Here is a 25698-nt window from a genome sequence, read left to right as displayed (position 1 = left end):
CATTTAATCATTATACGCATAATTTTAAATAGTACATGTCAAATAAAAAATTACATCCTGAAACCCAGGCCATCCGTCTGCAGACGCCGACGACCTCCCAACACGAACATGCCGTTCCTGTTTTCCTGACTAGCAGCTTTGTTTTTGACAAAGCCGACGATATGCGGGCAGCTTTTGCCGGTGAAACCGACGATAATATTTACAGCAGATATAGCAATCCCAATGTGGATGAATTTGCCGCAAAAGTTGCGGCCATGGAAAAATGTGAGGCAGGATACGCCGTCGCAAGTGGCATGGCTGCTGTATTCAGTTCTTTTATGGCGCTTTTAAAAGCAGGAGATCACCTGCTTTGTTGCCGTTCTATCTTTGGCGGCACAGTAACAGTCGTTACTAAATTTTTAGATAAATTTGGTATTGAATATACGTTTGTTCCCGCTGATGATGTCAGCAGCTGGGAAAAAGAGATCCGCCCAAATACTAAAATGATCTACCTTGAAACCCCCACCAACCCTCAGTTAGAACTGGTAGATCTGGAAGCGGTTGGCCAGCTGGCCAAAAAGCATGGAGTTATCTTCAATGTTGACAACTGTTTCGCCACGCCGATATTACAAACACCTGTAGATTTTGGCGCAGATATCGTTCTGCACTCTGCTACTAAATGGATGGACGGTCAGGGCCGGGTTCTGGGTGGTGTGGTTGTAGGCAAAAAGGAATTGATCAACGAAATTTACTTATTCTGCCGCAACTCCGGCCCGGCACTTTCAGCATTCAATGCCTGGGTACTTAGCAAGAGTCTGGAAACATTGGCCATTCGTATTGACCGGCATTCGGCTAGCGCTTTACAACTGGCTGAGAAAATGGAAAAACATCCAAAACTGGAATGGGTTAAATATCCTTTCCTGCCCAGCCATCCTCAATACGAAATTGCAAAAAAACAAATGAAAGCAGGAGGGGGTATCGTTTGTTTTGAGATCAAGGGCGGTGTACAGGCAGGAGCCAGATTCATGGACAGCCTGGAGCTTTTATCGCTGACACCCAATTTAGGAGATTCAAGGAGTATTGCTTCTCATCCGGCCAGTACGACGCACTCCAAGCTTACCGATGAAGAAAGGGCAAGGGTGGGTATTACGCCGGGCCTGATCCGGATTTCTGTTGGCCTGGAGCATCCTGATGACATCATTGCTGATATCGAACAGGCGCTCGCTAAAATCTAGTGCAAGAAGATCCGCGCATTTATTTTTATAAAGCATCCGCATTAAAGGCATACTCCAAAAAAAGTATGCCTTTTTCATGGCAGGTTTTTTGTAACAAAGCAGGCAATTATACCATCAAAACAGTATATATGACCAAAAAGCGAACCGCACTTTTTAATTTAACACTGTCCGGTCTGGTTTTAATGTTTTTGTTCATTGGTACGTCATCTGTATCTGCACAGTCAGGTAATGGCATCTGGGGGCTGGATATTTCCCATCATCAGGGAAGTATCAACTGGAAACAGATCGCTGCCAAAGAGCCGGATTTTATCTATTTTAAAGCCACAGAAGGCAGCACCCATAGTGACGCCACCTACGAAGACAACAGAGTCCAGGCACGCAAACATGAAATCGTATCCGGAGCTTACCATTTTTTCTCTTTTACCTCTCCGGGCATTCGTCAGGCTTTACATTTTATTCGGACCGCTAAACTCAGGAAAGGAGATTTACCGCCAGTATTAGATATTGAATGGATTCGCCCTATGCCTTCTGTCAGTGCAGTAGTCCGGGAGGTTACGACATTCTTAACTACAGTTGAGAAAGAGATAGGTGTAAGGCCCGTTATATATACGGATTGTATGCTTTTTAATCAGTATTTAAAAAGCGGCTTACCCAAGGAATATAAGCTCTGGATTGCCAGCTATCAATCTAAACCGGCATGTGACTGTATTTTCTGGCAAAAAAGCAATAATTACAGGATCAACGGTATACAAGGCAATGTCGATTACAATGTATTTATGGGCAGTAAGAGCGAGTTCAAGGCGATCAGGATGGATTAATGATAGGCAGTAAATTAACAGCCGACCACAGATAACGTAAACCAACTGCTCTGGGAGTCAAGTTATAGCTGGTTGCCCAGCTAATCCAAAAACGACTAGGCTTCAGGCCCCTGCACCTCGCTTGAAAAGTGAAATTCAATATCCGGATTATTGGTAATCTCCGTATTAAGGAACCATTCACTCTGGGCAAGATAAACCGGATTGCCATCTTTATCTTCACCGGTATTCTGTTGTTTGAAGCGCATAAAGTCTTCCAGGATTTTTTCATCCTTACAGGTAAGCCAGCAAGCCTTATAAAAAGGAAGGGTTCTAAATTCTACAGAAGCGCCGTACTCCTGTAATAAACGGTATTGGATCACCTCAAATTGAAGATCACCCACACAGCCAATGATCTTTTTCGTGCCACCATACTGGGTAAATAACTGGGCAACGCCCTCATCTGTCAGTTGGGCAATCCCTTTTTCCATCTGCTTGGTTTTCATAGGATCCTTATTGACCAGCTCTTTAAAAATTTCCGGGGAGAAAGAAGGAATACCCGTAAAATAGAATTTCTCACCCTCAGTCAGTGTATCACCTATTTTAAAGTTTCCGGTATCAAAAAGACCCACTACATCGCCCGGATAGGCATCTTCAATGATATCCTTGCTGCGGGCCATAAAGCTATATGGGTTGCTAAACCGGATATCCTTGCCAAGGCGTACATGTTTATAATATTTATTACGCTCAAATCTCCCGCTACAAACCCTTAGAAAAGCAATACGGTCACGATGCTTGGGGTCCAGGTTTGCATGTATCTTAAACACAAAACCACTGAATTTATCTTCTCCTGCGCTGACTTCGCGCAAAGTAGTTGATCTGTTGCGGGGAACGGGCGCAATATCAATAAAAGTATCCAGCATTTCTTTCACGCCGAAGTTATTGACCGCGCTGCCAAAGAATACGGGCGCAACCTGACCGTTCAGATAAGCCTCTGTATCCAGCTCACCATAAACACCATCTATTAACTCGACATCTTCGCGAAGCGTATCCGCGTCTTTGGATCCCAGTTTTTTATCCAGAACCGGATCAGCGAGATCAGCAATTACTACGCTTTCACTATCCGCCTTTGTACCAGGCGTGAACAATACCAGATTCTTCTCCCTAAGGTTATACACCCCTTTAAAGTCCTTACCGCTATTAATGGGGAAGGTCATGGGATGCAGGGTCAGCTTTAACTCTTTTTCAATCTCTTCCAGCAGATCAAAGCGGTTCTTTCCGTCCCGGTCCATTTTATTGATAAATACGATAACTGGTGTATCGCGCATGCGGCAGACTTCGATCAACCTTCTGGTCTGGTCTTCCACACCGTTCACGCTGTCTACGACCAGAACAACACTATCCACAGCCGTCAATGTCCGATAGGTATCTTCCGCAAAGTCTTTATGACCGGGTGTGTCAAGCAAGTTAATCAGAAAATCCTTGTATTCAAAGGTCATCACTGAAGTTGCCACGGAAATACCACGCTGACGCTCGATCTCCATAAAGTCAGATGTCGCGTGTTTTTTTATTTTGTTGCTCTTAACAGCACCAGCGGTTTGAATCGCTCCGCCAAATAACAGGAATTTTTCAGTTAGCGTTGTTTTGCCCGCATCCGGATGGGAGATGATGGCGAAGCTTTTACGCCGGTTAATTTCTTTTTCGTATTTCATCGCTCTGTAAATAGCCCGCAAAGGTAAGGCTATTTTCGCCTTTGACAAAGCCTGAAATCGCGAAAATACGCCATGGACCAGCAGCCGGATCTACTCCATTAACTCACTGAGTTCCAGCCACCTAAGTTCTTTTTCTTCCAATAAAGCGATGATCTCTGCGATTCGTTTGCTGTGAACGCTTAACTGTTCGAATTCAAGATTGCCGTTACCAAGCGCTTCTTCCAAACCCGTCTTTTCGGTTTCCAGTTCGGCGATTTCTTTCTCCAACTGCTCAAATTCCCGTTTTTCTTTATAAGAAGGCTTTTTCATACCTTTTTCATTCTTTACGTCATTGCCCGTCACGGGCACAGATGACGGCTGTTTTTTGGGTTCTTTTGGGTCGCTTAGCAATTTCGCCCTGGCCTCTTCCTGCTTTTGCCAGATCCTATACTGGGAATAGTTACCTGGAAAATCCCGTATCTGCCCGTCTCCTTCAAAAACAAACAGATGATCGACCAGACGGTCCATAAAATACCGGTCATGCGACACGATCAGGATACAGCCTTGATAATCTATCAGGAAATTTTCCAGAACTGAGAGGGTAGGCAGGTCCAGATCATTGGTAGGTTCATCCAGGATGAGAAAATTGGGGTTTCTGAAAAGAATCGTCAGCAATTGAAGCCTCTTTTTTTCGCCTCCGGACAACGATTCAATAAATGTATACTGTTTATCCCCGGGGAATAGAAAAAGTTCAAGGAACTGTGCTGCGGAGAGTGATCCGCCTCCAGCCAGCGGAAAGCTTTCCGCTATGGATTTAACATATTCTATCACCCGTACATTCTCTTTTATTTCCAGTCCCTGCTGGGAGAAATTGCCGAAGACGACGGTTTCTCCAATATTGATCTTGCCGCTATCGGCTGTTTCGATCTGTTGTATTATATTGAGGAGAGTGGACTTACCTGCGCCGTTTTTACCGACAATACCTATTCTTTCCCCTTTGGAGAACGTATAATCAAAACCCTGAATAATTTTTCGGTCCCCATAACTTTTATATACCTTTTTCAGCTCCACAACCTTACCGCCCAGCCTGGTCATTTTTGCCTCGAGTTGCATTTGGTTGTCCTCTATTTTCTGACCGGCTTTTTCTGCTACCTTATAAAAATTGTCTTGCCTGGATTTACTCTTGGTCGTCCTGGCCTTGGGTTGCTTGCGCATCCATTCCAATTCCTTTCTATACGTATTGCGTGCCTTTTCGATACTGGCCTGTTCGCTCTCTACACGGGCTGCCTTTGCTTCCATATAATATTCATAATCACCACGATACACCTGTATATCCGAACGGTCCAATTCCCAGATCTCATCACAGACAGCATCCAGAAAATAACGATCATGGGTGACAAGCAATAATGTCACTTTTTCCTGATTCAGATAATGCTCCAGCCATTCAATCATTTCTACATCCAGATGATTGGTGGGTTCATCCATCATAAGCAGCGTATGCCCGGGTTCAAACCCGATGTCAATCAAAGTTCTGGCAAGTGCCACTCTTTTGCGCTGCCCCCCGCTCAGCGTTGATACCTTCTGGTGGTGCTGCCTGATATTCAGTTTGGCAAATATCTGCCCCACTTTAGCATCAAATGACCAGCCGCCAACTTCGTCCATGAGCTGAAAAGCCATCGCCAGCTGATCTGCATCCTCTGCTTCCACAGCTGCTTCATAACCGCGGATCGCCTGAATGACAGGATGCGCTTCATGGAGCACATTGTCCAGAATTGATCCATTTTCATCAAAGGCGGGCTGTTGTTCAAATAAAGCTACTTTGACGTCTTTGTGTATCCATAGCTTACCTTCATCGGGCGTCTCCCTGCCCGCCAGGATTTTCAATAATGTACTTTTACCCACTCCATTTCGGGCAATCAGGCCTATTTTATCCCCTTCATTGATATGAAAAGAAATATTCTTAAATAATGGTATGATTCCATAACTCTTGGTAAGCCCCTCGGCAGATAAATAATGCATTCCGCAAAGATAATTCAGGGAATCGACAAGCAGATGTCAAAGATAGAATTTGGCATTTCTTCAATCAGGCCCCTCGGGCTTCAAAGAAGTCAGGCGATACATGGTTTCCTTATAAAAAATGTATTAATTTTGAATATTAGCAGCCTGTCGGTCATGATCCAATCTGCAACGGGGCAGGATTATCTCTTTAATTCTCTTAAAAACAGATAGTTGTCCGTGACAATAAAAAAATATATCCCTACCATTGAACTCATCCCTTTCGTCCGATCAATTCTTGTCATTAACAGCCAGGAGGGACAGATCAATCGTGTATTGCCTGATACCGCTTTTGCCATGGCATTCAGGATCCGCGGCGAGGTAGCTTATATAGAGGGGACAGAAAATCAGTTATTGCCTTCCATGACTATCTCCGGCATGCGAAACGCTTTCAGGTTAATCGGCTATGCACCAAAAACAACGACGATCATTGTTCTTTTCAAACAGTCCGGCATCTCCGCCTTTTACAAGCCAGAGATGCATGAATTATACAACCACAGCACTTCGCTGGATACTTATTTTGCCCAAACAGATCTCTCAATCCTGGATGAACAATTGCAATCTGTATCGGATCATTCCAGACAAATCAAGGCAATTGAGCAATTTCTGATATCCAAACTTATAGTCCGAAAGCAGGATCCGCTTGTAACCGAGGCAATTGCCAAAATTGACCAGGCAAACGGACATATCAGAATTAAAGAACTGATCAAAGATCTATATATTAGTCAGGACGCTTTTGAAAAACGCTTTAGGAAAACCACAGGAGCCACGCCAAAGCAGTTCTCTCAGATCATTAAAATGCAGGCTGTCATCTCGCAATATCAAAAAAATCCGGCCATATTAGACATTGCCTTTGAAAACGGATTTTATGATCAGCCCCATTTCAACAGAACTTTCAAGACTTTTACCGGACAGGCCCCAACAGAATTTTTCAAGACTGCCCGCTATTGGTAGATCCCTGATTTTTTACAATGATATATGCTGACACGTTGTGAAATTTGCGTAATTAATATTTAGTATCGCATTATTCATTTTGCCGGCCGGTGTATCCGTGCGCCTCCGTGCGACAATTATCAGAAAACCTACAATGGACAACAAAGAACAACACAACGTTTATTTTATGGACAGGTTTACCGTACCACAAAAATCGCTCGCAACATTCAGCGCCCGTATGAACAGCAACAGGCTATTTGTCAGCAAATTGCCGGGCTATCGGAGAGGTGAAGCCTTTCAAACCACCGACAATCATGGCAGTGCCACCGTTATCACCCTTGCTGTATGGCAAAACGAAGATTTCCTCAAACAGGCCAAACAGCTTGTTCAAGCTGAGCATATCCGGATCGGCTTCAATCCCGTGGAATTTTATGAGTACCTGAACATTCAAATGGAACGGGAAATCTTTTTCGGAATCGACTAAAAATAAGATTTTTCAGTTCGGCTTATTACTGACTTTGATAAAGGAGCTGATGAAAACATATTGGCTCTTTATTATTAAAATTAAGTATCAAAACTGCCCTTCCTGCTTAAGATCAGACACCTTTTCCACAGGCAGGCCGGTTAACTTAGCAACCTGTTCTATATCAAAATTTGTATAAGCCATTAATGTATTTGCAAATTCTTCCTTGCAGGCAGCCTTAACCTTCTCAGTCGTTCTTTTAGTGGTTAGTTCCTTAACAAACCTTGCGGTTTTGATTTCGTGGTGCGTAATTTCCAGAAACTTTAATTCTTCCGCTTTCAGATGAGCCAGGTATCTGAATGCTTCTCCATATTTGAAATGATCAATCCGTACTCTGTCAAAAAGCGATCGGAATCGCTCACCTGCAAACCGGCCGGGCACGCTTGTCAAACTGCCCATTCGTTTTAACAAATACAGATACGTGTCCTTTTCCGCAATATCACCGGAGCGTATATCAAAATAACCCAGTTCAACAGTCGTAAGGGTAATACCCCCGATTTGGCTCTTCTTATCCACTTCATCCGCCTGTATATAATGACGGACCACCGGCGATCCGGGCCGGATATCCAATCTATCACCTATAAACAAAAAGCTCAATACCCCGACCTGGTCATACTCATAGTCGAATTGCGACAAACAGAGTGCTTTAAGTGCCCTGCAGGCATAATAATTACTTCTAAACTTTATATTGAGTACAGGGTCATCCTGCATGTCTACTGCAATGACCCGGCCCAGCTGATCTTTCCCATAAAAATCGTAAACAGCCAGGCACTCAGCGTCGGCCTGACCGATATCATGAACACTAAAGGGATACAGCTGTTCGATCAGCGGCTCACCTTTGCGGATGACTGAATTTAGCAGCCCAATGAGCTCCGGCACACCGTCCGCGGTACAAAAGGCTCTTCTGAATCCGAACTTTTTCTTGATATCAACAAATGGGTTTTCCCCACCCCGGATATCCTGTATCACCCGGTCTATAGGCGCTTTAGAAAAGGTCTCGTCGGCCATCACTGACCTTACATGACCGGACACAGGTGCGCCATAAGGCACTCCATCCCCTTTTATTTCTGACATAAATGTATTTTGTACCCGGCAAGCACCAGGCAGATTAAAATTAAAATTTCTAAATAGCTGCGCAGCCACTCGAAATGTCTTATAAATTAACAAGCGTGATCATTCGCAAAATGCTTCATGGTTAAACAATCTGTTTTAATGGCCAACCTTCCAGGATTATTTTCAGCGCCCGATTCACAACTGATAACGAATGCAAAATAGTAAAACAGCCTGCCTTGACCAAACTTCAGGGAACATAGTTTAGACAATTTATACACCTCTGAAATGCAGTACTGACGTGTATCGTAGAGACTGCCCAGAATAATTGGGAAAAATAGACATTTTTCCCACATTTAAATATTGAGGCAAAGGCGCAAAATAGAACGGGGCTTATACCAAAAACACCTGCCAGGTAAAACAACCTGCCCATTATTTATCGTGAGTCACTTCATCGTGCCTTTTCAGGAATTGGTGTTATATTTGGGCAAATTTTGAGTACTAAAACCGTATTATATGGCGATTTGGGGAATAGACTTGGGCGGCACTAAAATAGAAGGCGTTATTTTATCTTCCCTGGAAGACACCACACCCATCGTGCGCCAAAGAATTCCGACGGAGGGCGAAAAAGGTTATGATCATATTATCGACAGGATCGCGGAGGTATTGGCGCTGCTCAAAAAGGCTTCAGGTATGGCGCCCGAAAAAATCGGTATCTGTACACCTGGTGTCCTGGATCCGGGCAGCCAGACCATGAAAAACTGTAATTCCACTGCGCTCAATGACAGGCCTTTACTGGCTGATCTGGAAGCAAAATTGCAAATTCCGGTTAAGATGGCCAACGATGCCAATTGTTTCGCCCTGGCAGAAGCCCATTTAGGAGTAGTCAAACAACAGGCCCCGGGTGCCAGAACGGTATTCGGGATTATTATGGGCACGGGAGTGGGCGGAGGCATCGTCGTTGACGGCAAGATACTAGAAGGCAAACACGGCATAGGCGGCGAATGGGGACATAATTTTCTGGATTTAACCGGCGGCCCCTGTTATTGCGGCAAGACGGGATGTGTAGAAACCGTTATTGCCGGCCCCTCTCTGGAAAGATTTTATTTTGAACAGACGGGTAAGAAAAAACTGCTCAGGCAGATCACCGAAGACCAGCAACATGACACCCATGCTGCCGCTACCATGGAACGACTGTACGAACAGTTTGGCAAAGCGCTTTCGGTGGTCATTAATATTCTGGATCCCGATGCAATAGTAATCGGCGGTGGTGTAGGTAATATTGATAGTCTCTATACCAAAGGGAGAGAAAGGCTCGCGTCCTATATTTTTAATGATAAAGTGGAAGTTCCTATCCTTAAACCACTTTTAGGAGACAGCGCAGGCGTATTTGGTGCTGCTGCGCTGGTGGGCTAGGCGAATTCACTTCTACAAACAATAATACAATTTTTACATGCTACATATAGATCATTTGATAGAAGAAGCTTTAAGAGAAGATCTTGGAAGCGGGGATCATTCCACACTGAGCTGTATCCCCAAAGAGGCTAAGGGAAAGGCCTTGCTTAAAATTAAACAAGACGGTATTCTGGCTGGAATGGAGGTGGCAGAGATCATCTTCCGCAAAATGGAAAATAGTTGTCAATTTTTCCCGTATAAGAAAGACGGAGAAAAGATGGTCAACGGAGAAATAGCCTTTGAAGTCAGCGCGCATGTACATACGATTCTCAGTTGTGAAAGGCTGGTACTGAATTGCATGCAGCGTATGAGTGGGATTGCGACGCTGACCAGAGCGTATGCAGATATACTGGAAGGATATCATACGAAGATTCTGGACACCCGTAAAACGACACCTAATTTCAGGGTACTGGAAAAGGAGGCTGTCCGTATAGGTGGAGGGCTCAACCACCGCTTTGGGCTCTATGACATGATCATGCTTAAGGACAATCATATCGATTACGCCGGAGGCATCGAACAGGCAATCAACCGGGCCCATCAATATATCGTCACAACTGGCTTGCCGCTCAAAATTGAAGTAGAGACCCGGAGCCTGGAAGATATTCGTAAAGTCATTAAAGTAGGAGAGCATAAGGTATTCAGGGTCATGTTGGATAATTTTACACCTGCAGAACTTTCAAAAGCGCTTACATTAATTGACCACCGGTTTGAGACAGAAGCCAGTGGCGGCATTAATCTTAATACGGTCCGCCAGTATGCTGATACCGGCGTAGATTATGTCAGCGTCGGCGGACTCATCCACCAGGCCAAAAGTGTGGATCTGAGTCTGAAAGCAGAAATGGAAAAATAGTTCTAACTTAACCGGAAAGAAAAGAATCCAAATGGCTAAAAGTAAAAGAGATTTCCAAAACGGATACGTATATAGTACAGATCCTGATTTTAAAATGGATGCGCCAGAAGAAGATACGCAGACACCTGCTGCTAACATACAGAAACTGCGCATATGGCTGGAAACCAAAAACAGAGGCGGCAAAGCCGCTACTGTTATTAAGGGATTTAGTGGCCATGAAGCAGATCTGAAAGAACTCGGCAAAAAGCTGAAGAATTTCCTGGGTACCGGTGGTGCTGTAAAGGACAGAGAGATCATTATCCAGGGAGATCAAAGAGAAAAAGTGCTGGGATGGCTGATCAAAGAAGGTTTTTCAGGAACAAAAATTGCCGGTAAATAACTATAAAGCGTTTTCCATGGAACTTAATCATTTAATCGATCATACAATTTTAAAACCCACAACCCTGGTCACGGATGTGGAAAAATGCTGTAAGGAGGCCATAGAGTACAGCTTTGCGGCAGTTTGCATTCCACCGCCCTTTGTCAAAATGGCCAGTAACCTTTTAAAGGATTGTCCCGTCAAAGTAAGCACCGTCATTGGCTTCCCATTTGGCTATAACGCTATTGAAGCCAAGATCGCGGAATCTGTCTTAGCAATGGTTGACGGTGCTGAAGAATTAGACCTGGTTATTAATCTGATCGCCCTGAAAAACCAGGACTGGACTTATTTGGCAAACGAACTCAATCATTTAATGCCGGTTATCAAAAAGGAAAACAAAACGCTGAAGATCATTATTGAAAGCGGTGTACTGACCGATGATGAGATCATTAAATGCTGTCAGTTATATGGCGCAGGGGATATCGACTACCTTAAAACCTCCACCGGCTATGCAGAAAAAGGTGCCAGTGTTCATGCCGTACAATTATTTAAAGCTAATTTGCCCCGGGGCATGGGCATTAAGGCCTCAGGCGGCATCCGGGATTACGGGTTCGCAAAAGATCTGGTTGATGCAGGTGCAACCCGGTTGGGCTGCAGTGCAAGTGTGGCCATCGTAACCCATCCGCAAAATCTGCAAAAAAGTTAATTAAAATGTTCAACCTTTTACTATGTTGAAAAAAAAGATAGAAGAACTCGCCGAAACGTATCACAATGAGTTTATAGATATACGCAGACACCTGCATGCCCATCCCGAATTAAGTTATCAGGAATTTGAGACATCCAGATTTGTTCAGGAAAAACTCGATACTTATCATATCCCATTTCAGGTAATGGCCGGAACCGGCGTTATAGGGCTGGTAGAAGGGAAGAACCCTGGTAGCCGAGTCATCGCGCTAAGAGCCGATATGGATGCGTTGCCAATTACAGAAGCCAATGAAGTCTCTTATGTTTCTCAAAATAAAGGTGTCATGCACGGATGTGGCCATGACGTGCACACGACCTGTTTATTAGGTGCTGCCAGAATTCTCAGGGAAACCAGGGACCAGTGGGAGGGAACTGTCAAATTGATATTCCAGCCAGGAGAGGAACGCAATCCGGGCGGCGCCAGTCTGCTGATTAAAGAAGGCGTCCTTGAACACCCGGCACCGCAAGGCATTATAGGCCTTCACGTGCATCCGGGGCTGCCCGCTGGAAAGCTAAGCTTCAGAAGTGGCCGCGTTATGGCCAGCGCCGATGAGATTTATATAACGATCCGCTCAGAAGGCGGTCATGCGGCCGCACCACATCTGACGGCAGATACCATTCTTATTGCATCAGAACTGATCGTCAGCCTGCAAAAACTGATCAGCAGAAACTGCGATCCTTTTTCGCCTTCCGTTTTATCCATCTGTTCCTTTCAGGGGGGGCATACCACAAATGTCATCCCTGCTGAAGTGGCGTTAAAAGGCACCTTCAGAGCCATGGATGAGACTTGGCGTTATAAAGCGCATGAGCTCATCAAAAAAATGGCTGTTGGACTTGTGACCTCCATGGGCGCTTCTGTTGATGTTCATATCGATGTAGGGTATCCTTCTGTCAATAATCAGGCTGCTTTAACCGACAACTGTAGGCATCTGGCGGAAGAGTTAATCGGTGCAGCAAATGTAGAGGAAACAGAACTGAGAATGGGAGCGGAGGATTTTGGGCATTATACACAGCTGATCCCTGGCTGTTTTTACCGTTTAGGCGTACGTAATGAAGCCCGCGGTATCGTCCATAATGTCCATACGCCACACTTTGACGTAGATGAGTCGGCTATTAAAACCGGCATGGCGATGATGGCTTGGTTAGGCACGCAGGCGTCGGTGAGCTAAAAAGCTGAAGGTCAAAAAGAAACAAACCGCTAAAATTCATTCTTTTTTTTTGGTTATTTACCGCTTTTTATACCTTCGTCCCTACAATATATATAATCTAATTATGTCAGATGCTAAGAAACAGGACGCCCTTCTTTATCACAGCAAGGGCCGCCCGGGCAAAATCGAGGTAGTCCCCACCAAAGAAGCCAAAACACAAAGAGACCTTTCATTAGCTTATAGTCCCGGTGTCGCCGAGCCTTGCATGGAAATCCATCGCAATCCGGAAGATGCTTACAAATATACGGCAAAGGGGAACCTGGTGGCCGTTATCAGTAATGGGACCGCTGTACTCGGCCTGGGCAATATCGGAGCCGTTGCCGGCAAACCTGTCATGGAGGGAAAAGGCGTCTTATTTAAAATCTTCGCAGACATTGATGTATTTGACATCGAGATTAATGAAACTGATCCGGAAAAATTCGTCCAGATCGTTAAAGCATTGGAGCCCACTTTTGGCGGTATCAACCTGGAAGATATCAAAGCTCCTGAATGCTTCTATATTGAAAAGCACTTAAAAGAACAGCTCAGTATTCCGGTGATGCATGATGATCAGCATGGCACGGCTATCATCAGTGGAGCGGCCCTGCTCAATGCCCTGGAAATTCAGCAAAAAAATATTGCAGATTCCAGGTTTGTCGTCAGTGGTGCCGGTGCCGCTGCTGTTGCCTGTGTACAGATCTATGTAGCACTGGGCGCTAAATACGAAAACTTTACCATTTTTGATATTGACGGTGTACTCCATAAAGGACGTACCGATCTGGGAGAAATCCGCGCGAAATTTGCGGTGGATGATGCTGGTCTTACGTTGGCAGATGCCATGAAAGGTGCTGACGTGTTCATCGGCCTGAGTGCCCCCAACGTTTTGAAGCCCGAGATGGTGGCGACCATGAACACCAGGCCTATCGTGTTTGCTATGGCCAACCCAACACCGGAAATCTCCTATGAAGCAGCAAAAGCCGTTCGCGATGACCTGATTATGGCCACCGGCAGGAGCGATTACCCTAATCAGGTCAATAATGTACTCGGCTTTCCCTATATTTTCAGAGGAGCACTGGATGTCCGGGCTACACAGATCAATGAGCAAATGAAGCTGGCTGCCGTAAAAGCATTAGCCGAACTGGCCAAGACACCCGTGCCGGATATCGTTACCATGGCCTATGCCCAGAAGAATATTATTTTTGGACCAGATTATATTATTCCCAAACCGCTGGACCCCAGGCTGCTGGCAACCGTTTCTCCCGCCGTGGCCAAAGCAGCCATTGCCAGTGGAGTTGCCAGAAGCCCGATCACTGACTGGGATGGGTATAAAGTGGAACTCAATAAACGTCTAGGGCTGGATAACCAGGTGATTCGGGCCATCGGTGGTCAGGTGCGCCGTAATCCTAAAAGAATTGTTTTTGCAGAAGCAGACAATCAGAAAATCCTTAAGTCTGCTTCCATCGCCTACGAAGATGGTATCTGCTATCCCATCTTACTGGGTGAAAAAAACAAGATTGAGACTATTGCCAAAGAAAATGGCATTAATATCGATGAGTTTCCGATCGTAGATTCCAGAGATCCGGCGCTGGAGTCTACACGCCTGAAATTTGCAGAAGCATTTTTTGCCAAAAGGCAGCGCAAGGGTATTAACAACTATGAGAGCAAAAAACTGATGCGGGACCGAAACTACTTTGGCTGTATGATGGTAGAAATGGGAGAGGCCGATGCCATGATCTCCGGTTTGACCAAAAATTATGCAGACGCCATCCGCCCTGCGTTACAGACAATTGGTGTTGAAGACGGTGTTAAGAAGATCGCCGGTATGTATCTGCTGCTGACAAAGAAAGGACCTTTGTTCCTGGCAGATACGACCATTAATTTCAACCCGACGGCCGAAGAGCTGGCGGATATCACCTTAATGGTGGCTAGGGAGATAGGTAATTTTAATATCACACCACATATCGCCATGATGAGTTATAGTAACTTTGGCAGTAACCCCTCAGCAGAGGCCAGGTTGGTTGCAGAGGCTACCAGAATTGTCAAAGAAAAAAATCCGGATCTGGTAGTAGATGGAGAGATGCAAGCCTGGTTGCCTTTCAATAAAGAGGTATTAAAGGAAAACTATGGATTTAGCTCACTGGTGGATAAAGATGTCAACACTTTAATCTTCCCGAACCTGACAGCAGGGAACGTCGCCTATAACCTCCTAAAAGAAGTAGGGGGTGCAGAACTGATCGGCCCAATCCTTTTAGGGCTAAAAAAACCTGTACATGTATTACAGTTGGGAAGCTCTGTTCGCAATATTGTCAATATGGCCAACATTGCTGTACTGGACGCACAGCTTAAATGCGCCGGGCATTCCAATAAAGCATTATTGGAGTCAGGATACTGGACAAAGTTAAAAACCACTATGGGATTGATTAAATAAGGCAGTAAATCGTCCCGAACAGAAAAACGAAGTGACTTACTTTCAGGTTGACCACTTCGTTTTTCTTTTTAGATTCACCCGGTTATTTTGATGCTTTCAGTAGGGCAGCTACTCTACGGACAATCTTTTCCGCATGTACACGCGAATTCTCAATAAACCACTTATGTGTGTTCAGTCCACCACAAACAACGCCGGCCAGGTAGAGACCTTCAATATTAGTCTCCATGGTTTCCGGGTCATGATCAGGCAGACAGGCATTAGGTTCGTCGATCTTAATCCCGAAACGGCGTAGCATATCAAAATCCGGTCTGAATCCGGTCATGGCCAGCACGTAATCATTGGGAATCGTAACGACCTGGCCCTCTCTGTCCTTCAACACAACTTCTTTTTCCCCGATCTCCAATAATTCCGATTCAAAATAAGCTTTAATGCTGCCTTCGGCAATCCGGTTTTCAATATCGGGCTTGACCCAATATTTGACCCTTTTACCTATCTCATTACCCCGGATCAGCATTGTAACATCGCCGCCTTTGCGCCAGATTTCCAGAGCGGCGTCAACTGCTGAATTATTGGCGCCGACAACCAGCGTTTTCTCCATGACATAGGGATGCGCTTCCTTATAGTAATGATGCACCTTGGGTAGGTTCTCACCGGGTATATCCATATAAATCGGTACATCATAAAATCCTGTAGCAATAATCACTTTTCTCGCCTGATAGTCCCCCTTTGATGTTTCCACCAGAAATAATGATTGACTTCCGTCCGCCTCTTTTTGAATTTGTTTTACCTCTTCATAGAGATGCACGTGGAGGCCAAAATAATGGGTTACCTGCCGGTAATATTCCAGGGCCTCCTGACGGCCAGGCTTAGGCGCCAGGCACATAAATGGCAATCCGCCAATTTCCAGCCGGTCGGCTGTGGAGAAAAAGGTCATGAAAATAGGATAGTTAAACAGAGAGTTAACCAAGGCCCCCTTTTCAATGATCAAATAATTCAATCCGGCCTTTTTGGCCTCAATGCCACAGGTAAGTCCAATAGGACCCGCACCGACAATCAAAATATCTAATGTTTCCAATGTCTTTTTGTTTTAATAATCGTCACCGAAAAGGTCTTCGGGAAAAATAACCGGGATAACTATAGCGCCGGCCAGCGATGTTGAAGGCATACCTACAACAGAACGGCAGCCAAGATATAATCCGCAATCAATATCGTAATACAACTTGTTACAACTGCTTTGGTACTTGCCCTGCCGATTTCCAGAGAGCCTCCCCGTACATGATAACCATAGTAAGCAGAAATACTGCTGATCAGAAAAGCAAACGTATAAGCTTTGATCATGGCAAATACTACGTTAAACGAACTAAAACCCATTCGTAGTCCTCTGTCAAATACATTAGGAGAAATGATGCCGGAAAAATCACCGGCAACCCTGCCGCCCCAAATTCCCACGATACAAGAGATCATGACCAGGATAGGCATCATAATAAAAGACGCAGCTATTTTCGGGAACACCAGATAGGAATAAGGATTAATCCCCATAATTTCCAGCGCGTCAATCTGTTCTGAAACGCGCATGTTGCCCAGTTCGGAGGCGACCTTACTGCCCACAACGCCTGCCAATACAATACTGAGTACCGTAGGAGAGAGCTCCAGCAAAATACTGTCTCTGACAATCTGCGCAATAGTCGTAAGCGGAATCAGCGGACTCACCAACTGATAAGCCGTCTGTACGGTGGTCACCGCACCCAGAAAGATGGAGATAATCAGTACAATCGGCAAGGCCCCAAACCCAATTTCATAGCACTGACTAATGAACTCTTTCCAGTACATTTTGAAATTCTCGGGCCTGGAGAACATGGTCTTGAGCATGATCAGATACTTCCCGAATTCCGTGAGAAAAGTTGAAAACATATAAGATTGTTTCGCTGGCAAATTACGGATTTTTAGGCAATTACCGTGTAGATGCCCGGGTAGCCATCAGAAAAGCCGTTATTTATAGCAGTTCTATAACTTTCGCCTTCACCTGGTTTTTAGATACAACCAACTACAGCATACGGTTGCCCGCTGGCCGGGCAGATTTTTCGGGGCGTATTTACATAAACCTTTAAATTTTAACCATTTGATTAAAAAAATTGCTTTAGCTTTGCTGCCCTTTTATTTATTCATTATGCTGAAACAACAGGCCATAAAAACCTGGAAATTGTCCACGCCCATCATTTTTGGCGAACTGACACAGATGTCTCTGGGTCTGATCGACTCTGCCATGGTGGGATCCATCAGCTATAAACAACTGGCAGCTTCCGCACTGGTCAATAGTGTACTGGTGATCCCCTTTGTGTTTGGCATAGGGCTTACCATGTCTATTTCACAGAAAGTAGCAGCAGCTCACGGCAGAAAGGACGGACAGCAGGTGTCCCATTACCTGTATAATGGCTTTATTCTTTGCTCCATAGCTGCGCTGGCAATATGCGGCTTACTCGAATTAGGTAAAAACATCTTATTTCATCTGGACCAGGACCCTGAAGTCGCCAGGCTATCTGTCCCGTTCCTAAGGTTAGTAGGATTTTCTGTGGTACCGACACTGATGTTTATGTCTATTAAGCAATTCACAGACGGGCTTGAGAAGACAAAAACCGCCATGATCCTGTCACTGCTGGCCATGCCACTCAATATATTTTTGAACTGGCTGCTCATATTCGGTAACTGGGGAATGCCGCGGCTCGAGCTTACTGGCGCAGGATTAGGTACGCTGATTACACGTATTATTATCTTACTGGCGATGATTACGGTGCTCTTTACACATCCGCTTTTTAAGCGCTATGTGGCCGTACGTAAAAATCAATGGAAATTAAAATGGCAGTCCGTCAGGGATCTTCTGAAAATTGGCGTACCCAGCGGCATGCAGGCGGGCATTGAAACCGGGGCGTTTGCCATATCCGGTATCATTGTGGGTACATTGGGCGCAGTTCAACTGGCCGCACATCAGATCGCGCTGCAGTGTGCATCGCTAACCTTTATGGTTTCCCTGGGACTCGCCCAAGGCTGTTCTATCAGGATCAGTAATGCCTTCGGGCGCAAAAACTGGCCTGAGATCAGTTCTATTGGGAAAAGTACCTTCTATTCAGGACTTATTTATGGCGTGATCTGCGCTTTGGCATTTATTGTATTACGCAGACCCTTATCTCAGATATTTAACGATGACAGCCAGGTGATTGCCCTATCTTCCATTCTAATGTTCTATGCAGCTGTATTCCAGATATCTGATGCAACACAGGCTATTGGTGTAGGAAGTCTACGGGGCATTAATGACGTAAGAATGCCCACTATTTATATGGCGGCTGCCTATTGGGTATTTGGCGTGCCTATCGGCTGTCTGCTCACCTTTGTCTTTGATTTTGGTGTCACCGGCATCTGGATTGGCTTTATTCTGGGCCTATCCTTTAACTCATTATTTCTAAATAAGCGTTTTAACAAAATGGTCCGTCAGCATTTTTGACAGACCATTTTATTTTCTAATGATATTATTTTTATTTGAGTAGGTAAGGCTGGATCTGTTTTTTCCAGATTTCATATCCTGCCGGACGCATATGCAACTGGTCAGCCAGATAAAGCGTGGTGATCGCCTTGCCGTTTTTATCAAACATCGGTTTCGTTATGTCGATATATTCGGCATTGGACTGCTCTTCCAAAAAGTCCTCGATGAGACTATTGGCCTTTTTAATCTTCTCCCAGGCATACTTCCTGCTGGGGCTGAATTTAATAGAGACAAAACCAATATTCGTTTCGGGCAACTTTTCTCTGATCATATCAAAGAGCGTGTGGAACCGCTCAAAAACAGTATCAGCAGATACGGATCTGTCATAATCAAAGTCATTTTCACCACAGTAAATAATCACCTGCCGTGGATGATAGGGATAGATGATTTTATCGGCATAATAGATCAGATTTGGCAATTGAGACCCTCCAAAGCCCCTGTTAATAATGGTATATCCGGGGAAATATCTGGCCACATCGGTCCATTTTCTAAATGAGGAGCTGCCGATAAACAAAATCGCATCCTTAGGCGGCATTTTCAAACTGTCGTTGTGCAGAAACTGATTGATTTCGCCTTTGAACGACGCGTTTGACTGTCCCATTGCCGGCATTAGGAACAATAGACTCAACGCCAACATGCCCCATACTTTTTTCAACATAAGATATTCTTTAATATATCCTCAAATATAAGCTTTATCAGATCGTTATCCATCAACTTAAGTCGCTTTAACAACACAAAACAGCGTTTTATGAGAGATTGTGCCAGGTTTTTTCGGGTAGCGTCAACTTTGATTATCTTCGCCCATATCAGTTTAAGTATCGTATTATGAGTCATTTTGATCCGCAACCTCGGGCGCAAAAGCAATCAATTCCCACAAAAACGGTGGATCGGCCTGCCCAAGCCCCGACAGAGACCGAAAATGCAGGTCAGATCCCTGCGCCAGATTTATCCGGACCGGCGACGGTCAAGGGGTCTGATAGCCGGCTATATGCCGAGATCATCATCCCGCTCCATCTACCCCAAAATTATACATGGGAAATCCCGGATTATCTGATAGAGGACGCACGCATAGGTATTCGTTGCGAGGTCTCTTTGAGAAACAAAAAATATACCGGCGTTATAAAAAGGCTCTTCCGGCACGCACCTGAAGGCTTTACACCTATACCTATATACAGCCTGTTGGATAAGACCGCGATTGTCACACCTGTACAACTCAAATTCTGGGAATGGATGGCAGATTACTATCAATGCAGCCAAGGCGATGTCATGCAAGCTTCCGTGCCATCCAATTTTAAACTCTCCAGTGAAAGTATTATCCATCTGGAAGAAGATGCAGAAAGCCAGGACCTGGATCTTGACTTTTCTGATGAAGAATTCTTGCTGGCAGAAGCACTGCAAATAAAGGGAACACTCCGTTTCCCTGAAGTTCAGCAGATTCTAGAGGGCCGAAGCATCTATCCGGTGGTTAAAAGACTGATCGATAAAGGCATTTGTTATATTGAGGAAACGCTGAAAGAAAAGTATAAAGAAAAAAAAGCTGTTTTTATCGGTTTTCATCCGGACTATCAAAAAGACGATAATCTGGAACCTTTGCTCAATAACTGGAAGGGCGCTCCCGCACAATTAAAAATCCTGATGCTGCTCCGGCATATGGCACTCGGGCAGGGAGATGTATTGCAAAGTGCACTGCTAAAAAAAGCGGAAGCCTCTGTCAGCACCTTAAAAGTGCTACTGGATAAAAATATTCTAATAGCGCAGACCCGGTCCATTACCCGTCTGCCTTTGATGCCGCCTTTTATTGAAATGGATTTTTCTTTGACGCAACCCCAACAAAAAGCCTATGATCAGCTAAAAGTGTCGATGCAGGAAAAGAACGTTCATCTCCTGCATGGAGTAACAGCCAGCGGAAAAACGCATCTCTATCTCAAGTTAATGGAAGAGACACTCAGAGCCGGGAAGCAGGTATTATATATGCTGCCGGAAATTGCGCTCACCGCGCAGATCATAAGAAGGTTACAACATCATTTTGGAGGTCATGTAGCTGTATATCATTCCAGGTTCAACGCCAATGAAAGAGTTGAGCTTTGGGAAAAGGTGCGTAAAAATGAAGTACAGATCATTGTGGGGGCCAGATCCTCCTTGCTATTGCCCTTTAAAGAACTGGGGCTGATCATTGTTGACGAGGAGCACGACAGTTCCTATAAGCAACAGGATCCTGCCCCCCGATATAATGCCAGAGACGCCGCCATCTATTATGGCACCTTATATGAACACTGCCCTGTTTTGCTGGGAAGCGCAACGCCTTCCCTGGAAAGTTATTATAATGCAACACAGGGCAAATACGGTTTGATCAATCTCACAGAGCGTTACGAAAACGTTGCAATGCCCGTTATCGAGCTGGACAACCTAAGCTTGCTGCCTAAAGAGATCCCCAGACCTGTTTTAATTTCTCCGGAACTGGAACTTCAGATCCGGGCCACTTTACAGTCACATAAACAGATAATCCTATTCCAGAATAGAAGAGGCTATTCCCCCTATCAAGTCTGTAATACCTGCGGCTGGATACCCCAATGCCGACACTGTGCGGTCTCCCTTACCTACCATAAAGGGAGAAATAAGCTTGTCTGCCATTATTGTGGCACGGAATACCCCTTAGTCACTACCTGTGCGGCCTGTGGTAATCATGATTTTCAAAGAAAAAAATTTGGTACAGAACAGATTGAAGAAACCGTTGCGGCATTATTTCCTAAAGCACGGGTGGCCAGAATGGACTATGACAGTGTCAAGGGAAAGCACAGCCACGACGCCATGATCCAACTATTTGAGTCACAGAAAATTGATATACTGATCGGTACGCAAATGGTCGTTAAAGGGCTCGATTTTGAGCATGTTAGCCTGGTGGGAATTCTGGACGCAGACGGACTGCTTAACTTCACAGATTTTAGGGTAGGAGAGCGTGCCTTTCAGTTAATGGAACAGGTAAGCGGCAGGGCCGGTAGAAAAGATGGCAAAGGCCGCGTGCTGATCCAGGTAGCTAATGTTTATCATCCGGTATTGCAATACGTCAAAGCACACGACTATGAAGCCATGTATCAGGATGAACTTGCCCATCGGAAAGCTTTTCGGTACCCGCCCTTCACCAGACTCATAAGGCTGGTATTTAAGCATAGAGAAAGCGGTATTGCCAGAGAAGCGGCGGGCCGTGTCTCACAGGTTTTAGGACAACTGGCGTCCATAGAGGTTTTGGGACCGGCGCCCGCACCGATTGAGCGGGTACGCGGGCAATATCTTTGGGAAATACTGATCAAAGTGCCTAAGGAGCCGGGGCAATTACAACATTGCAGGCGTATCATTGACCAACAAATCGGGAGCCTCCAATCCACGAAAGCCTTCGCGAGAGTGACAGTTGCTGCAGACATCGATCCACTTTAACCTGTATTTGTCTTTGGCCTCAACCCCGTATTTTGAGAAGAAGGAATATTAATGATAATGATGGCTGTCAGGATCAGCAATATGCCCAGGAGCTGCCAGACACTTACCTTTTCACCGAGTATCAGGTAGGCGCAAAGAGCAGCAGTAGGTAATTCTACAGACCCCAGAATACTGCTCAGAGAAACACCGACTTTTGGAATGGCATAGGCGAATAACAGAGGCGGTAAAACCATACCGAAAAAGCCCAGCAATAATCCATAAGGCAGGATATCCAAAAAATACGCAGTCACTTCCTGTGTACGAACCAATTTTTGCATTTGTCCGAAAGGAGGGAATACAGCCATAATCATCAGCGCGACCCCTAATATGACCCAAGAACTCTTGACAATGGCCGGCAACTGATTCCCGACATACCCATTGGCCACCACAAAGACTGCATAAAAAAAGCCGGCCAATAGTCCGTACCCTATACCAACCAGGCTTAAATGCACCTCATTATTGTAACCAATAATACCCGAACCCAATACGGTTCCGATTAATACTATAAGCAAGAATATCCACTTACGGCCGGTAATGGGAATTTTAAAGATCAGGCGTTCCAACAAAATGGATATCCAGGTATATTGCATGAGCAATATAATGGCAATAGACGCTGGTATCTGCTCCACACATTTATAATAACTAAGGCTGATACTGCCAGAGGCCATACCGGTAAAAATCAGTTTCAAAGTCGTGCTTAGATTCGCAGCAGGCTGTATACGTTTTTTGGTCGATCGCCCTCTCTGAAATATGATCAATAGCATCCAGAGAATAACTGCGCCAAAATAAGCCTGTGCGCTGGTCACATCGGCCAGCGATAAACCGTGTGCATAAGCCAGTTTAACAATTGTGGACAATATCCCAAAACTACACCCGCCTAACAGGACCAGTAAAATATATCGTATCATAATAATTTGTAAGATAAAGATACGGCTTTTACAAGGAGGAAATTTAGTAAGATCGGTTGATGCTCTGTAGGTTAACTCAAAAAAACGAATGTGCCGGCTGACTGAAAGGAGGGGACAGACTCCCAAATTTTTAACATCCACTTGCAGGGAATCCATTAATTTGGATGCATATTTGTAAACTCAAGAAAATCTATGCGTTTGAACCGAATAATATATATTTTTATCTTAATATTCATCTTTTCAGTCAAGGTTGACGCACAACGTCTTATTCGCGGACACGTATATGGCGCCAGGACAACAACGTCACCGGTCGATTCTATGTTGATCACTACCGCCCGGGGCCAGGCTACGTATTCGGATCAATCGGGTTTTTTTCAGATAAGCAGCAGTGACCCAAATCATGACACATTATATGTTTCCTTTAAAGGCCGGGAGGTCATGCGATATCCCATTGGCCTGATCAGCACGCCGGAAAAGTTCGATATCTATCTGCAAAATCCGGGGTTTTATGATGACAGCTACTATAATGAACTGGAAGATGTCAGGATAAATGCCAGAAACTACCATACAGATTCTCTGGAGAAAAGAAGATTATATGGAAACATATTTGATTACACCAAACCTAAATTCAATCCATTCCATCCTGTAACTTCTGTTATCAATGTATTCCGGCAACCTTATCTGAACCGGCAAAAACGCTATCAGCAGTTCGCTGTAACCAGCGAGCAGGAAGGATATATAAATTCCCGCTTTACCACTACGCTCGTGGCCAACCTCACGGGTATGCAGGATGACGAACTGATCAGAGAGTTTATGAAAAAATACCGCCCTTCCTTTGCGCAAATGAAAGGCATGGTGGATCTGACCCTCGGTCAATATATCTTAGACTGCTATAAAAAATTCAAAATTGAAAAAGGAATTAAATAGTACCCCGTTTGAAATATTTGCAGGAAGGTAAACTTCAACAGACCCATGTTATCGCTGCCGACATACATACAGAATAAATTTTACAGTGTACTCATAGCTGATATCTCACTTAGCGAATTTGAGCAGTGGCTATACGCAGATAAAGAGTTGGAACAATACATGTCGGCTGAAGATTATCTTGAAATAATTTCACTTGACTATAGAGAAAAAAGCACCAAATATGCGCTTTGGAAACTCCTTAAAACACAAATTGACATAGGCGATTTTGAAACATACAAGTTACTCAGGCTGCTCAGGGAAGCAAAACAGAAAAACAAAAGGCTTCCGGCTATTCTGGCTGAATTTTACGATCTCTATTGTAGAGGTTACGAATTCCTGCGAGATCTGGGGCTGGGCATGGGGCTTTCGATCGTAGAGCCGGTCACCAAGGGTTATACGGCCGGCGGCTGGCAAGCGCTTTCAGCCGATCAACAAAACAAGCACCTTGAAAGTTTGTCTCCGTTATTAGAAGAGTGCATAACCGATCTGCTCATGCAACTGGAAGCAAGAAAGATTGTATTGACAGGCGAGTTGGATGAGAATGGTTTTTACGTTTATAAAGACTTTAGGACAGAAGCAGAAAAAAAATCAAAATACTGGTTACCGGTAACTGAACAGAACCTAGATAAAATCACTCCTGGAATTCACAAATCGACTGCGAGAAAAATCTGGTGGGTTTTCCGCAAAGGGAAGAAATAAGGCACAATATTAAATTCCAAGAAATGAGGCAGTATTTTTTTTGCCAGAAGGCTCGTATGACCTAACTTTGCGGGCAAATCAGTAAAACATAAAAACAGGCGTTACCATATTTCTGATACTACTGCTTAACTGCCAGGTCTTTAATAAATTTCTGGTCATAGCTACATTTTTTGTAAATGAAGATTATGTTGCCGCTAACCTTTGCGTCAACAAAGATCGCCCGGAAATGCACTGTAATGGTCATTGTCAGTTGGATAAGAAACTGCATGAGGATGAGGATCACAACCACAATCAGCCAAATTCCGATAAAAAAGTCAGTTTTGAATCTGCTGTATTTTTCTTTAGCACAGATAACTTACTACCTATAATTAGTGATATTACATCGCTCACACCACAAAACGGCATTCCCGTTCTGTTCAGTAAGCAGGCCTATTATGCCAAAACGATCCACCCACCCGCATTTGCCTGAATATATACACAGGCTCCCGCTTTAATTTGTACTGGACCTTACACCGTTTACAGTATTATGCCAGCAATAATATAGCTATTGGTATACAATATGGCTATGAAGTTTACCTGTCGTCAGAATATGTATATTAAACAATAAATACAACTCGGCTGATGCAGATATTCTCACTATGCATCTAATGGCTCATCATGCCCGCCTATACAAACTATAGGCTAGAGACATGTTACTGCTGTATTCATTATTAAAAGAAGGAGATTCAAAGTAGTCTGATGGACACTGCGTTCATTCCGGCCAGCTTTTAACCATCTCACGGGCTTCTTTAAAGCGCGGCGCGTTTAATTGCTTCATCTGCCACATTCCGTCTTCCG

The 25698-nt window shown here is 44.6% G+C and carries 22 protein-coding genes; 15 read left to right on the top strand and 7 right to left on the bottom strand.

All coding sequences use genetic code 11. The annotated features are described in order from the left end of the window. Positions 1-35 precede the first annotated feature (35 nt). Both K9M52_RS16270 and K9M52_RS16265 read left to right on the top strand, forming a co-directional pair. Complete coding sequence (locus K9M52_RS16270; protein WP_224069492.1) at positions 36-1214, top strand: O-succinylhomoserine sulfhydrylase; 1179 nt, start codon at positions 36-38, stop codon at positions 1212-1214. A gap of 128 nt (positions 1215-1342) precedes the next feature. Continuing rightward, complete coding sequence (locus K9M52_RS16265) at positions 1343-2032, top strand: glycoside hydrolase family 25 protein (RefSeq protein ID WP_224069491.1); 690 nt, start codon at positions 1343-1345, stop codon at positions 2030-2032. A 95-nt stretch (positions 2033-2127) separates the two neighbouring features. Here K9M52_RS16265 and K9M52_RS16260 read toward each other — a convergent pair whose 3' ends face one another. Then, complete coding sequence (locus K9M52_RS16260) at positions 2128-3720, bottom strand: peptide chain release factor 3 (RefSeq protein ID WP_224069490.1); 1593 nt, start codon at positions 3718-3720, stop codon at positions 2128-2130. 90 nt (positions 3721-3810) lie between these two features. Then, entirely contained in the window at positions 3811-5718 is a 1908-nt protein-coding gene (locus K9M52_RS16255) for an ABC-F family ATP-binding cassette domain-containing protein (RefSeq protein WP_224069489.1), read from the bottom strand. A 216-nt stretch (positions 5719-5934) separates the two neighbouring features. Between K9M52_RS16255 and K9M52_RS16250 the strand changes: the two genes are divergently transcribed. Both K9M52_RS16250 and K9M52_RS16245 read left to right on the top strand, forming a co-directional pair. After that, a complete protein-coding gene (locus K9M52_RS16250; protein ID WP_224069488.1) occupies positions 5935-6708 on the top strand; it encodes a helix-turn-helix domain-containing protein in 774 nt (257 codons plus the stop codon). A gap of 133 nt (positions 6709-6841) precedes the next feature. Beyond that, complete coding sequence (locus K9M52_RS16245) at positions 6842-7171, top strand: hypothetical protein (RefSeq protein ID WP_224069487.1); 330 nt, start codon at positions 6842-6844, stop codon at positions 7169-7171. Positions 7172-7258: 87 nt separating this feature from the next. Here the strand turns inward: K9M52_RS16245 and K9M52_RS16240 are convergent, their stop codons facing one another. After that, positions 7259-8284, bottom strand: a complete 1026-nt coding sequence (locus tag K9M52_RS16240) for an Rpn family recombination-promoting nuclease/putative transposase (RefSeq protein ID WP_224069486.1) — start codon at positions 8282-8284, stop codon at positions 7259-7261. Between the two features lie 492 nt (positions 8285-8776). Here K9M52_RS16240 and K9M52_RS16235 point away from each other — a divergent pair, with 492 nt between their 5' ends. From K9M52_RS16235 to K9M52_RS16210, 6 genes are all read left to right on the top strand, one after another. Further along, positions 8777-9676 (top strand): ROK family protein, encoded by a 900-nt coding sequence (locus K9M52_RS16235; protein WP_224069485.1) that lies wholly within the window; start codon positions 8777-8779, stop codon positions 9674-9676. Between the two features lie 37 nt (positions 9677-9713). Further along, positions 9714-10565, top strand: coding sequence for a carboxylating nicotinate-nucleotide diphosphorylase (gene nadC, locus K9M52_RS16230; RefSeq protein WP_224069484.1), 852 nt, complete (start codon positions 9714-9716; stop codon positions 10563-10565). Between the two features lie 31 nt (positions 10566-10596). Next, positions 10597-10944: a translation initiation factor gene (locus K9M52_RS16225; RefSeq protein ID WP_224069483.1), complete on the top strand. Its 348-nt coding sequence runs from the start codon at positions 10597-10599 to the stop codon at positions 10942-10944. A gap of 16 nt (positions 10945-10960) precedes the next feature. Beyond that, positions 10961-11629 (top strand): deoxyribose-phosphate aldolase, encoded by a 669-nt coding sequence (gene deoC, locus K9M52_RS16220; protein WP_224069482.1) that lies wholly within the window; start codon positions 10961-10963, stop codon positions 11627-11629. Positions 11630-11651: 22 nt separating this feature from the next. Further along, positions 11652-12836 (top strand): M20 metallopeptidase family protein, encoded by a 1185-nt coding sequence (locus tag K9M52_RS16215; protein WP_224069481.1) that lies wholly within the window; start codon positions 11652-11654, stop codon positions 12834-12836. Positions 12837-12939: 103 nt separating this feature from the next. Beyond that, positions 12940-15282 carry an NADP-dependent malic enzyme gene (locus K9M52_RS16210; RefSeq protein WP_224069480.1) on the top strand — a complete coding sequence of 781 codons (2343 nt, stop codon included), beginning with the start codon at positions 12940-12942 and terminating at the stop codon, positions 15280-15282. Positions 15283-15364: 82 nt separating this feature from the next. Here the strand turns inward: K9M52_RS16210 and K9M52_RS16205 are convergent, their stop codons facing one another. Together K9M52_RS16205 and K9M52_RS16200 are read right to left on the bottom strand one after the other, a co-directional pair. Next, positions 15365-16357, bottom strand: coding sequence for a YpdA family putative bacillithiol disulfide reductase (locus tag K9M52_RS16205; protein ID WP_224069479.1), 993 nt, complete (start codon positions 16355-16357; stop codon positions 15365-15367). 92 nt (positions 16358-16449) lie between these two features. Beyond that, positions 16450-17193, bottom strand: a complete 744-nt coding sequence (locus K9M52_RS16200) for an MlaE family ABC transporter permease (protein ID WP_224069478.1) — start codon at positions 17191-17193, stop codon at positions 16450-16452. Between the two features lie 256 nt (positions 17194-17449). On the opposite strand from K9M52_RS16200, the gene K9M52_RS16195 reads away from it, so the two are divergent. Further along, positions 17450-18778 (top strand): MATE family efflux transporter, encoded by a 1329-nt coding sequence (locus K9M52_RS16195; RefSeq protein WP_224069477.1) that lies wholly within the window; start codon positions 17450-17452, stop codon positions 18776-18778. A 31-nt stretch (positions 18779-18809) separates the two neighbouring features. Here the strand turns inward: K9M52_RS16195 and K9M52_RS16190 are convergent, their stop codons facing one another. After that, the gene (locus K9M52_RS16190) at positions 18810-19475 is read right to left on the bottom strand and encodes a GDSL-type esterase/lipase family protein (protein WP_224069476.1); all 666 of its coding nucleotides are present in this window, start codon (positions 19473-19475) and stop codon (positions 18810-18812) included. Between the two features lie 167 nt (positions 19476-19642). On the opposite strand from K9M52_RS16190, the gene priA reads away from it, so the two are divergent. Further along, a complete protein-coding gene (gene priA / locus K9M52_RS16185; RefSeq protein WP_224069475.1) occupies positions 19643-22249 on the top strand; it encodes a replication restart helicase PriA in 2607 nt (868 codons plus the stop codon). Here the strand turns inward: priA and K9M52_RS16180 are convergent. After that, the gene (locus K9M52_RS16180; protein WP_224069474.1) at positions 22246-23196 is read right to left on the bottom strand and encodes an EamA family transporter; all 951 of its coding nucleotides are present in this window, start codon (positions 23194-23196) and stop codon (positions 22246-22248) included. The two genes, priA and K9M52_RS16180, sit on opposite strands and share 4 nt — an antisense overlap. Before the next feature lie 198 nt (positions 23197-23394). Here K9M52_RS16180 and K9M52_RS16175 point away from each other — a divergent pair, with 198 nt between their 5' ends. The 3 genes from K9M52_RS16175 to K9M52_RS16165 all read left to right on the top strand — a co-directional run bounded on the left by K9M52_RS16175 (position 23395) and on the right by K9M52_RS16165 (position 25330). After that, positions 23395-24123 carry a hypothetical protein gene (locus K9M52_RS16175; RefSeq protein ID WP_224069473.1) on the top strand — a complete coding sequence of 243 codons (729 nt, stop codon included), beginning with the start codon at positions 23395-23397 and terminating at the stop codon, positions 24121-24123. 45 nt (positions 24124-24168) lie between these two features. Further along, complete coding sequence (locus tag K9M52_RS16170) at positions 24169-24861, top strand: hypothetical protein (protein WP_224069472.1); 693 nt, start codon at positions 24169-24171, stop codon at positions 24859-24861. Between the two features lie 226 nt (positions 24862-25087). After that, entirely contained in the window at positions 25088-25330 is a 243-nt protein-coding gene (locus K9M52_RS16165) for a hypothetical protein (protein WP_224069471.1), read from the top strand. The last annotated feature ends 368 nt before the right edge of the window (positions 25331-25698 follow it).

The organism is Arachidicoccus terrestris (genome assembly GCF_020042345.1).
Lineage (GTDB): Bacteria > Bacteroidota > Bacteroidia > Chitinophagales > Chitinophagaceae > Arachidicoccus > Arachidicoccus terrestris.
This window is presented reverse-complemented; position numbering and strand designations above follow the sequence as displayed.